At 26.4% G+C, this 12,080-nt stretch carries 12 protein-coding genes; 10 read left to right on the forward strand and 2 right to left on the reverse strand.

Annotation, left to right across the window (positions count from 1 at the left end; translation table 11 throughout):
* Window positions 1-13 precede the first annotated feature (13 nt).
* The 3 genes from clpB (at window position 14) to IC213_RS03985 (ending at window position 4,163) form a co-directional block, all read left to right on the forward strand.
* On the forward strand, window positions 14-2,608 hold the full coding sequence (clpB, locus tag IC213_RS03975; RefSeq protein WP_227435070.1) for an ATP-dependent chaperone ClpB: 2,595 nt from the start codon (window positions 14-16) through the stop codon (window positions 2,606-2,608).
* A 283-nt stretch (window positions 2,609-2,891) separates the two neighbouring features.
* Entirely contained in the window at window positions 2,892-3,362 is a 471-nt protein-coding gene (locus IC213_RS03980) for a methylated-DNA--[protein]-cysteine S-methyltransferase (RefSeq protein ID WP_227862761.1), read from the forward strand.
* Between the two features lie 660 nt (window positions 3,363-4,022).
* A complete protein-coding gene (locus IC213_RS03985; protein ID WP_227435245.1) occupies window positions 4,023-4,163 on the forward strand; it encodes a hypothetical protein in 141 nt (46 codons plus the stop codon).
* Here the strand turns inward: IC213_RS03985 and IC213_RS03990 are convergent.
* Window positions 4,160-4,531, reverse strand: coding sequence for a helix-turn-helix domain-containing protein (locus IC213_RS03990; protein ID WP_227435072.1), 372 nt, complete (start codon window positions 4,529-4,531; stop codon window positions 4,160-4,162). The two genes, IC213_RS03985 and IC213_RS03990, sit on opposite strands and share 4 nt — an antisense overlap.
* A gap of 637 nt (window positions 4,532-5,168) precedes the next feature.
* Between IC213_RS03990 and IC213_RS03995 the strand changes: the two genes are divergently transcribed.
* Window positions 5,169-5,426: a hypothetical protein gene (locus tag IC213_RS03995; RefSeq protein ID WP_227435074.1), complete on the forward strand. Its 258-nt coding sequence runs from the start codon at window positions 5,169-5,171 to the stop codon at window positions 5,424-5,426.
* Between the two features lie 260 nt (window positions 5,427-5,686).
* Here IC213_RS03995 and IC213_RS04000 read toward each other — a convergent pair whose 3' ends face one another.
* Window positions 5,687-6,361 carry a VanZ family protein gene (locus tag IC213_RS04000; RefSeq protein WP_227855311.1) on the reverse strand — a complete coding sequence of 225 codons (675 nt, stop codon included), beginning with the start codon at window positions 6,359-6,361 and terminating at the stop codon, window positions 5,687-5,689.
* 263 nt (window positions 6,362-6,624) lie between these two features.
* Here IC213_RS04000 and IC213_RS04005 point away from each other — a divergent pair, with 263 nt between their 5' ends.
* The 6 genes from IC213_RS04005 (at window position 6,625) to IC213_RS04025 (ending at window position 11,978) form a co-directional block, all read left to right on the forward strand.
* Window positions 6,625-6,924, forward strand: coding sequence for a hypothetical protein (locus tag IC213_RS04005; protein ID WP_227830580.1), 300 nt, complete (start codon window positions 6,625-6,627; stop codon window positions 6,922-6,924).
* A 145-nt stretch (window positions 6,925-7,069) separates the two neighbouring features.
* Window positions 7,070-7,270 (forward strand): DUF5071 domain-containing protein, encoded by a 201-nt coding sequence (locus IC213_RS20885; RefSeq protein ID WP_255619003.1) that lies wholly within the window; start codon window positions 7,070-7,072, stop codon window positions 7,268-7,270.
* Complete coding sequence (locus tag IC213_RS04010) at window positions 7,183-7,464, forward strand: DUF5071 domain-containing protein (RefSeq protein WP_255619006.1); 282 nt, start codon at window positions 7,183-7,185, stop codon at window positions 7,462-7,464. The genes IC213_RS20885 and IC213_RS04010 overlap by 88 nt, the downstream gene beginning before the upstream one ends.
* Before the next feature lie 751 nt (window positions 7,465-8,215).
* Window positions 8,216-8,869 (forward strand): TVP38/TMEM64 family protein, encoded by a 654-nt coding sequence (locus tag IC213_RS04015; protein ID WP_227482611.1) that lies wholly within the window; start codon window positions 8,216-8,218, stop codon window positions 8,867-8,869.
* Between the two features lie 156 nt (window positions 8,870-9,025).
* Entirely contained in the window at window positions 9,026-10,681 is a 1,656-nt protein-coding gene (gene ilvD, locus IC213_RS04020) for a dihydroxy-acid dehydratase (protein ID WP_227862762.1), read from the forward strand.
* A 358-nt stretch (window positions 10,682-11,039) separates the two neighbouring features.
* Window positions 11,040-11,978: a S8 family peptidase gene (locus tag IC213_RS04025; RefSeq protein WP_227435084.1), complete on the forward strand. Its 939-nt coding sequence runs from the start codon at window positions 11,040-11,042 to the stop codon at window positions 11,976-11,978.
* Window positions 11,979-12,080: the final 102 nt, after the last annotated feature.

Consider the following 12,080-nt stretch of genomic DNA (forward strand, 5'->3'; position numbering starts at 1 on the left):
TGGAGGGATTTATATGGACGTAGAAAAAATGACTTTAAGAGTTCAAAAAAGTTTAAATGAGGCTTATAATGAAGCAGTAAAAAATCATAACCAACAAGTAGATGTAATTCATCTTTTTTCAGCACTTATTAATCAAGAAGATGGATTAATACCAAATATAGTAGAAAAGATGAATATATCAATAGATTCTTTAAGAAATACTGTAAACTTTGAAATGGATAAACTTCCAAAAGTATATGGAGAAGGAGCAGATTCACAAGGAGTGTCAGCTACTAGAAAAATAAATGAAGTACTTATAAAAGCAGAAAGTATTTCTAAAGAATTTAAAGATTCATATATAAGTGTTGAACATGTTATGCTTGCAATGATGGAAACAGAATCAAAATCAGTTGTTGGTAAAATATTGAAACAATATAATATAAATAAAAATGATTTTTTAAATGTTTTATCACAAGTTAGAGGTAGTCAAAGGGTAGAAACGCAAGACCCAGAAGGAACATATGATGCACTTGCTAGATATGGAACAAATTTAGTAGATTTAGCTAAAAAAAATAAATTAGACCCTGTAATTGGAAGAGATGAAGAAATAAGAAGAATTATAAGAATTTTATCAAGAAGAACAAAAAATAACCCTGTATTAATTGGTGAACCAGGTGTAGGTAAAACTGCGATAGTTGAAGGCTTAGCAGAAAGAATAGTAAGAGGAGATGTACCAGAAGGATTAAAAGATAAAATAGTATTTTCTCTTGATATGGGTGCATTGATTGCTGGTGCAAAATATAGAGGAGAATTTGAAGAAAGATTAAAGGCTGTCTTAAAAGAAGTTCAAAGTTCTGATGGAAAAATCATTCTATTTATAGATGAGATTCATACTATAGTTGGAGCTGGTAAAACAGAAGGCTCAATGGATGCAGGTAACCTGATTAAGCCTATGCTTGCAAGAGGAGAGTTAAATTGTATTGGTGCAACTACTTTTGATGAGTACAGAAAATATATAGAAAAAGATAAAGCACTTGAAAGACGTTTCCAACCTGTAATTGCAGAAGAACCTACTGTTGAAGATACAATATCTATACTTAGAGGACTTAAAGAAAGATTTGAGATACATCATGGAGTAAGAATTCATGATAATGCTATTGTAGCAGCAGCAAAACTTTCTCATAGATATATACAAGATAGATTTTTACCAGATAAAGCAATAGATTTAATAGATGAAGCTGGAGCTATGATTCGTAGTGAAATAGATTCATTGCCAACAGAATTAGATGTGGTTAGAAGAAAATTATTTACACTAGAAACTGAGAGAGAAGCTTTGCTTAAAGAAAATGATGATAAGAGTAAGACAAGATTAGAAGATATTCAAAAGGAAATAGCAGAGTTAAAATCTAAAAATGATGAAATGACTGCTAAATATGAAAAAGAGAAGAGTCAAATACTAGATATCAAAAATTTAAAATCTCAATTAGATGAAGCTAAAGGAAAAGCTGAAAAGTACGAAAGAGAATATGATTTTAACAAAGCAGCAGAGGTTAAATATGGTGAAATACCTAAATTAGAAGAGCAAATAAAGAAATATGAAGAAAGTATGAATGATGGTTCTGAAAACTCACTTTTAAAAGAAGAAGTTACAGAAGAAGAAATATCTAATATTGTATCAAAGTGGACAGGTATACCAGTAACTAAATTAGTCGAAGGTGAAAGAGAAAAGCTACTTAAGCTAGAAGATGAACTTCATGAGAGAGTTATTGGACAGAATGAAGCTGTTACAGCAGTTTCAAATGCAGTAATACGTGCAAGAGCTGGCCTAAAAGATGAAAGAAAACCAATTGGTTCATTTATATTCTTAGGGCCTACAGGAGTTGGAAAAACTGAACTTGCAAAAACTCTTGCTAGAAATTTATTTGATAGTGAAGACAATATAATTAGAATTGACATGTCTGAATATATGGAAAAACATGCTGTATCAAGATTAGTAGGACCTCCTCCAGGATATGTAGGATATGAAGAGGGCGGACAACTTACAGAAGCAGTTAGACGTGCACCTTATTCTGTAATATTATTTGATGAGATAGAAAAAGCACATGAAGATGTATTTAATATGTTTTTACAAATATTAGATGATGGTAGACTTACTGATAATAAAGGTAAGACTGTAGACTTCAAAAATACTCTTATAATAATGACCTCTAATATAGGAAGTAATTATTTATTAGAAGCAGGTGGAAATATAACAGATACTACTAACAGTCTTGTAATGAATGAGATGAAGCATAGATTTAAACCTGAATTTTTAAATAGAGTAGATGATATTATAATGTTTAAACCTTTAGACCAAGATAATATCAAGAAAATTATAGACATATTTATGGAAGATTTAAAAAATAGATTAAAAGAAAAAGATATTTCTATTGAGGTTACAGATTCAGCTAAAGATGTAATGGTGAGAGAAGGTTATGACCCTGTGTATGGTGCAAGACCTCTTAAGAGATATATAGGAAATACATTAGAAACTATAATTGCAAGAAAACTTATTGCTGGAGATATATATAATGGATGTACTATAGTTATAGATGGGCAAGATGAAAATATTGAAGTTTTAGTTAAGTAATAAAAAGTCAGTAGAGCAAAATGTATGGTTTGATACATCATGCTCTACTGACTTTCTTGTTCATTAATGTTAATTAATTTATATATTTATGATTTTAATAAGGAAAATATAATTAGTTTTATTATTTATATAATATAGGGTATTAATTGATTTTATATAAAACAAATATTTTTAAACAGAGTAAAGTTTTTTTATTAAAAGTTGATAAAATATATGATATAAATAAGTAAAACTATTAATCATAACTGAAGATAAAAATAAATATGGAAGGATATAGTGCTCAATGAAAAATATATTTTACTATGAAACTAAAATTGGGAAAATAGGAATATCAGAAGAAAATAATTACATTACAGATTTATTCTTTGGGATACAAGAATTATCTTGTGAAAAATATACCATTAAAGAGACTAAAATTATAAAAGATGCAAATAAACAACTAAGTGAATATCTAAATGGTGATAGAAAAAAATTTGATTTACCATTACATCCATCAGGAAGTGAGTTTAGTAAACAAGTGTGGAGTGAACTTTGTAAAATTCCATATGGAGAAACAAGAACTTATCTAGAATTAGCGAATACAATCAATAGACCTAAATCATATAGAGCAGTGGGGTTAGCCAATAGTAAAAATCCTATTTCTATTTTTATACCTTGCCATAGGCTTATTGGTTCTAATGGAAGTTTAAGAGGTTATTTGGGAGGAATAAAAACAAAGGATTATTTATTAAAACTGGAAAGTGAAAATAAATAATAGAATTATATAGTAAGTACATATTGAAAAGATAATACTTATAATGAAAATTAACTTTATTTTCATTAATAATTAGGTTCCAATAATTAAGTCATGAAAACTTAAACTCTCAATAATAAAAATAGTTTCAAGCTAAATAAATTTTACTACACAAATATAAAGTGAATAACATAAATAAAAGATAAATAGTATTTTGTGAGAAAAATTTGAAGTGTAGTCAGGTAAATATAGCCTCTTTAGAAAGTGGATTTTAATTATGTTTATAAATGGTAAAAAAATACTGATAATGATAGTTAGCAAACTATAATTATCAGTATTTTTTATACTTTATCAAGTACTAAAAAGTAGATTAAATAAACATAAAAATTTATATATTTATACAAAGTTTTATAATAAGAATTATCTTGAAAAATATATAAAAACATAAAAAATATACAAAATTCTACAATAATAGATTTTTTTGTTATAATTACGAGTTTTTTATTGCATCTGTAGAATAAAAGTATTATTATATAGTTAAGATAATTATCCAAGAAAATTTTGGATAAGAGAAAAATATTTTATGAAATGAAAAAATCATAATTACATAATTTTTATTAAAAATTTGTTGGGAATCTTTGAATAAAATTAAGAACATAGGTTCGCTGGGGGATGGTGTATGTGGAAAAATCAAATACTACTATTATAAGAAAGGAAAAAATTAAAGACACAGGAATTAAATTAGATTTTTTATTGAGTGTAGATATTGATTTTTATGAACTGTTATTAGAAATATTGGAAAAAGTAAAAGAAGAGAACTAATTCTCTTCTTTTAAAAATCTCTTTATATAAGCATTATCAATCATTTTTTCTATAGCTTCCCTATCTTCTTCTTCAAGTGAATATATCTTTTCTAAAAGCTGCTTTGTTTTTTCACTAACTGATAAACTTTCTATTATTAATTTGTCTTCTCTATTTATTTTTGTATTTTCATTTATACCTAATAAATAATCTGTAGATGTCTTCAGTGATTTTGCTAATCTTACTATTATTTCACTTTTAGGTTCTCGAAGATTATTTTCATAACGTGATAAACTAGCTTCAGTTATACCAACTTTAGTAGCAAGTTCCTTTTGATTTATATTCAACTCTTTTCTTAGCTTTGCTATTCTATCTCCTAAACTTTCCATATGTACATCACTCCTTACCGAAATTATAAGTTATTTTGCTGAAAAGTAAAATAAAATTACCAAAAATATATAAAAAAAGAAAAAAGATAAGAAAAAAGATTGATAATTACCGTTTGTATATATATAATATAAATTATACAAATGGTAATTTATGGAGAGATGATATGTTGAATGGAAACAAATCAAAATTAAAAATGATGCTATAAAAAAATAATGAAATTATTAAAAATAAATCCTATAATACATTTATTTGAAGAAAATATAAAAATAAGTTTATAGAAAAGAGATATATATGTTGTAAAATATTGAGTTTTGATATAAATGATTTAATATACAAATGATTTGAATAAAAATTTTTATTAATACAATTACCAAATGTATAAATCGACATAGAAAGGGTGGTAAGGATAAGTTTTACTAAGTGAAATAGATTGTATAATGATGTTGGAATAATCAACAAATGATTTATTATGGAAATAAAAAAGAGAACTAATTAGCAAGGCTTTTAGGATTAAAGAAACTCTCAAAAGAGAAAGATGGTATATAAATATGTAATGGTAAAAGTTTTAATTATGTCAAAATAGTATATAACAAGGAAATGACTTAAAAATAAATTAAATATATTGGAGAATTTGAAATGATAATAATTAGAAGCCAGGATAAAACTAATTTAATGAAAGTTAGTAAAATTGAAATAAATGATAATCAAATATATGTAACATTTGAAGATATGTATAATACTAGGAAGATAGGATGTTATGAAAGTAAAGAGAGAGCAATACAAGTATTAGATAAGATACAAAATTTTATTGAGAATGGCACTGAATATGATTATATAACTGCTAATAAAGTTAGATGTAATGTAAATCGAATATTTCAAATGCCAATTAAGTAAGGTTATTATATTAGGCTATTCAGATTTGAAAATTATTCTAATAATTTTGTTGAAAGTGATTATAATTAAAATTTATTTTAAATATTGTTTTTGCTATAATCAAGCAGAAAAGTGAAAATAGGTATTATCAATAAGATAAAAAGTTATTGTTAAATATATTAAAGAATAAAATACCCTGTTCTTAAGGTAGTAAGAATGGGTATTTTATTTGTACATAAATATTAAGATAAAATGTAAAGCTAATAGATACATTAAATTATCTAATAAGTGATATAAAAATTATACAATAGAAATTCTCCTAAAATAGCTAATATTAAGTACATAATAGCTTCATTTTTAGGGAGGTTAATAGTTTTTCTATTTGTATCATCATCAGCTTCAACAGCAATTTCATCTTGAAGAATCTGTTCATATCGATGTGCAAAGATAGTCTTTTTACTTATATAATTAAATAAATTATCTATACATATCCATATGAAGTATCCCAAAATAGCACCTAGAGTATTCATCATCAAATCATCAATATCTGTAGTCCTATGATTAAATAATTGACAAATCTCAATTGCCAATGAAAAGCTTAGTCCAGTACATAATATGCTAATAAAATTTCTAAATCTTTTCCAAATCAAAGGAAGTAAAAATCCTAAAGGCATAAACATGATGATATTTAGAATGTAGGTTAAAGCACCACTTGAACTAAATGGAATTAAATTTATTTCATCTAGTCTAATAATTTCACCATATCTACCTATATCCCATATACTTCCAATACCTGCTTTGCTAAGTGCTAAGTAAATATAAAACAAAAAAACATAGACCCATATTAGATGTGTTACTAAATTCCTTTTTTCTTTTAAATTTACTCTTCTTATAACAATTATTTGGTATATTAAACAAGGTAATATTGCACAAAATAACGGATAAAGTGTACACATAATTTTAATTTATCTCCCTCCAAAATTTATATTTTTGACCTTATAAATACTATCTTTATTGTAATCTTTAAAAATAAACTTTTCTTTAATAAAACCTTAAAAATTTATTAACTTATAAAAATAAACTATGTATCCTTATAAGACTTAGAAAATTGAATCTTCTACACTTAATATGTAAGTATTTAAAAATTTTATCATATGTATAAATATTATAAATATATGGAAATAATAATAGTATATATTGGTAAAATAGGAGGAATTGTATGAAATGGATTAAATGGTATAGTATTACATGTATATGTATTTTTGCTCTTATAACTTTTTTTATGTTAATGTTTCCTAATAAAGTAAAAATACTTGATGCTTCATCTGCATATAGTTTTATTGAAAAAAAAGTGCCAAATAATGCTACCTATCAAGGATACAAGAGGAATCAAATTGATGGTACTACTACAATTTATTATAATTATAATAATTCAACTCATGTAGTAAAATTATCACACCCTGAATATAATTCGAGAGCGATTAACTGGGATAAAGTTTCAAATATTATATTTGATTAACTTAAAATTAGTACTTATATACAAGTATATTAAGTTATAATTTGTTTTACATTTGTAAATGTAGATATTAGAATCTAAACATAAACGATTTTTGTCTATCTTGAAGATAAGGCAATTATTGTGTGTTAGACTGGAGAAATAGATTATGAAAAATGTCGAAGAACTACTTCCAAAAGATAAGTTTGATAACTGTAATATTGAAAAATTAAAATTATTATCTGATGAAGAGATAAAACCTATTTGCCTTAAGCTTTTAGAATGGATACAAGATTACAATTGGCCTGTTGCAAAATATATATTGCCTGTATTGGCATCACATCAAGAAATTATTACTCCATTGATATAGATATTCTTACCCCAGAGGAACAAGATGATGATTGGAAATATTGGATAATCGTATGTCTATTACCAATGTTCACAGATAAAAAACTTGAACCAATTATACCTTTTATAAAGAGAATTGCAGAAAAGCCAACAAAATGGGAAAATACTTCAGAAGTAGATGAGGTTGCGAGAAAATTATTACAATTAAGGTTATGAGTATTTTTGGAGTGTGCTTTATTAGATAAGATATGTATAATAGTTCAACTTTACAAAACTATGCTATTATGTGATATGCAGTTAAAAATATGGGATTTTAGAAAATAATTATTTTATGAAGGTTTATGGATTTATATATGAATATATGAAGATATTTTAGACTTATATTCTCCAAAAAATATTGTTGATAGAATACAAATAGCAGTGTATTTCTAATATACTTATATACCTAAAAACATTCTCTTAATGGGAATGTTTTTTATTTATTAAAAAATCAATATTTATTAATGCATGAAATAATAAAGCTCATATTTTCTATAAATAATACTATCTTACATCTTATTAAAAAAATTTTCTAAGGAATACAATAAAAAATAATTATTTAGTTTAATTGTGTAATTTATTGATATTTTTTAGATTTTTTGTAATTAGTTAATATAAAAATGTATTATAATGATATTATTGAAACTTGAAAATCTGATAAAGAGATAATATCATAAGAAGTGATTACTATTAACTTTCATCTAATAAGTCTAAATCATATAGAATCTGAATTAATTAATATTAAAAATCTTATTTTAATTTTTGATGTAGGATTATTAACTTTGATGAAATTTTAAAAAGTCATGAAGAAGTTATTTAGATGGAATATAAATAAAGGGTTATTTATTGAAACTTAAAAAAGAAGATAAATAATAGAGATATACAATAAATACACATAGAAAGGATGATATTTATTATAAAAAGGAATTTGAAAGGAATTGTTACAGCACTTATCATTGTTATTTTTATACTCATTTATTATGCATTTTTTAGGGGTATTACAGCAGAGCAAATACGTCAATATGTGCAATCATATGGAAACTATGCACCCTTTGTATATATATTGATTTTCTCAATTTTGCCAATTACTTTTTTTCCAGTTCCAGTATTAGCATTGGCTGGAGGATTAGCATTTGGATTGTGGAAAGGGACACTTTATACGATAATAGGTGCAGGTGTTAATAGTGCAATTATGTTTATGATGGCAAAGGTATTAGCTAAGGATGCCATAACTAAGTTTTTAAAAAATAAATTATCACCATCTTTATGGAAACTTTTTATGGAGGCAGATGAGAAGAGAGGATTTTTTATTATATTTGTATTAAGATTGATACCAATTACTCCATATAATCTTATAAACTATGGAGCAGGGCTTACTAATATAAGATTTAGTAGCTATATGTTTGCAACACTTATTGGTATTTTACCAGGAACATTAGTGTTCTTAAATATAGGAGATAAAGCTATTGATATCACTAATCCTTCTTTTATAATTTCTATAGTGTTGTTGTTTTTATTAATAATAACATCTTTAATATTGGCAAAAAAGATTTCTCCAACTAGTATATCTAAGAGAGAATAACTATTTAATTTATTTGTGTAAGATATTAATATAAAATAGTAATATTTTTATATTAATATCTTTTAATATTTTTTGGGTTTTTTGTAATTAATTGATATAAAAATATATTATAATAATATTATGAAAATTTTTAAAATATAAGAAAGAGGTAATACCATGAGAAGCGATATAAAAAAAGGAATAGAGGGAGCTCCAAAGAGAGCATTAATGTATGGAATGGGTCTTACTAGAGAAGAAATTGAAAGACCATTAATAGGTATAGTAAATGCACAAAATGAAGTGATTCCTGGTCATCTTCATCTTGATGAAATAGCAGAAGCAGCAAAAAATGGAGTGAGAATGAGTGGTGGATTACCATTAGAATTTCCAGCTATAGGAGTTTGTGATGGTATAGCTATGGGGCATGTTGGAATGAATTATTCACTTGCTTCAAGAGAATTAATAGCCGATTCTATAGAGGCAATGGCAATGGCACATGGTTTTGATGCTTTAGTACTTATACCTAATTGTGATAAAATAGTCCCAGGAATGTTAATGGCGGCTGCAAGACTTAATATACCAAGTGTTGTTGTAAGTGGAGGTCCTATGCTTCCAGGAAAAGCAAATGGAAAAGTATATGACTTTAACTCTGCAATGGAAGGTGTTGGAGCTTGTAAGGATGGGACAATGAGTGAAGAAGAACTAGAAGTGTTGGCAATGAATTCTTGTCCTGGATGTGGTTCATGTTCTGGGCTTTTTACAGCTAATAGTATGAATTGTTTAACAGAGGCACTAGGTATGGGTATTCCATATAATGGTACTGCTGCTTCACATTCAGGAGAAAGAAAAAGAATCGCAAAGTATGCAGGTATGTATGTTATGGAACTTCTTAAGAATAATATAAAGCCTAGAGATATTTTGACAATAGACGCTTTTAAAAATGCAATAACTGTAGATATGGCAATGGCTGGTTCTACAAATACAGTGCTTCATTTACCTGCAATAGCCTATGAAGCAGGAATAGAACTTAATTTAGATTTATTTGATGAAATAAGTGAAAAAACTCCTTGTTTAACAAAATTAAGTCCAAGTGGTAAGCATCATATCGAAGATTTACATATGGCAGGAGGAATACCAGCTATAATTAATGAACTTTCAAAGATAAAAGGAATAAATTTAGATTGTAAAACAGTAACAGGCGAGTCTATAGGAGAAAACATAAAAAATTGTGAGATAAAGAATGAAGAAGTAATACATACATTAGAAAATACATATAGCAGTCAAGGTGGCCTATCAATTTTAAGAGGTAATCTTGCTGTAAATGGAGCAGTTGTAAAAAAATCAGCAGTAGCAGAGGAAATGTTGATTCATGAAGGTCCAGCAAGAGTTTTTAATTCAGAAGAAGAAGCTGTTAGTGCTATATTTGACAAAAAAATAAACAAAGGTGATGTTATAGTTATAAGATATGAAGGTCCAAAAGGAGGGCCAGGAATGAAAGAAATGTTATCTCCCACATCAGCAGTTGCGGGAATGGGGCTTGATAAGCATGTAGCACTTCTTACTGATGGGCGTTTTTCAGGAGCTACCAGAGGGGCATCTATAGGGCATATTTCTCCAGAAGCTATGGAAGGTGGTTTAATAGGAATAGTTGAAGAAGGAGATATAATTTCTATAAATATACCAGATAAAAAATTAGAACTAAAAGTAAGTGAAGTAGAAATAGAAAATAGAAAATCAAAATTTAAGCCTTTAGAACCAAAAATAAAGCATGGATATTTAAGTAGATATGCTAAGCTGGTTACATCAGCAAATACAGGGGCAGTTTTGAAATAGTAAATATATTAAAAAAGTAGAGAATATTAAATACTAACAGGATATCTTAAAAAGTTTTTACCATAAATAAGATATCCTATTTTATTGTTTTAAATGTATAAAATATTTTATATCCTACAAAAAAGTAAATTATCTATAAAAGTAAATCTGTATATGTAAGCAAATCTTTATTTTGATATAACATATAAATTTTATTTTGTAGACAATAAAATATGACTCCTAAAAATAAAAAACATATCATAAATATAAATAGATGAGTATAAGCATGTAACTATAAATTAATAATTTAATTTATAGTTTATCACTTTAACTTGTTTATAATTTTTTATATGCAATAAAATTTTTAGGGGGATACATTATGAATAAAAAAATGAAGTTAATTCCATATGAGATAAATGAAAATCTAAGAGGAACAAAGAATAAATTTCCATATGGTATAAAACAAATGAATGCTAAAGGAATGTGGGAAGAGGGTTACACTGGTAAAAATGTTGTAGTTGGTATAATAGATACAGGTTGTGATACATCTCACCCTCTATTAAAAGGAAAAATCATTGGAGGTGCAAATTTCAGTGATGATAGTAATGGAAATAAAAATATATATGAGGATTTTAATGGACATGGAACACATGTAGCAGGCATTATAGCAGCATCTAATTATAATAATGAAGTTATGGGAGTAGCACCAGATTGTAAATTATTAATAGCAAAAGCATTAAATAAAGATGGTATTGGGACATATCAGAGTATAATTAATGCTATCAACTTTGCTGTAAGTAGCAAGGTAGATATTATATCTATGTCTCTAGGAGGGAATAAAGATGATAAAAATCTAAAAAATGCTGTTTTACAAGCAGTAAAAAATAATATTCCTGTAGTGTGTGCAGCTGGTAATAATGGAGATGGGGATTCTAGTACAAGTGAATATAGTTATCCAGCAAGTTATCCTGAAGTAATAGAAGTAGGTGCAATAAATGAAAATTATTTAGTTGAGAAATTTAGCAATTCAAATAGTACAATAGATTTAGTTGCACCAGGAAGAAATATTTTATCCACTTATATGGATAATAAACTTGCTATTATGAGTGGTACTAGTATGAGTGCACCCTATGTAACAGGTTCAATGGCATTGATTAAAGAGTGGGCAAGAGAAGAGTTTGAACGAAATTTTGATGAAGCTGAGTTGTATGCACAGTTGATAAAGTGTACAAGAGCACTTGGTTTGCCTAGAACAGAACAAGGAAATGGTTACTTATATTTAAACCTTTATAAATACAAGGGAAATACTAAAAGATAATCTTTGTTTGCTAATGAAAGATAAGGACTATATATTTACGAAATAAATGATAAAAATTATTTAATGAGAAATATTATCAATAAGTATTGATTTTTAAAACTG

Origin of the sequence: Clostridioides sp. ES-S-0049-02 (genome assembly GCF_020658465.1) — a bacterium.
Lineage (GTDB): Bacteria > Bacillota > Clostridia > Peptostreptococcales > Peptostreptococcaceae > Clostridioides.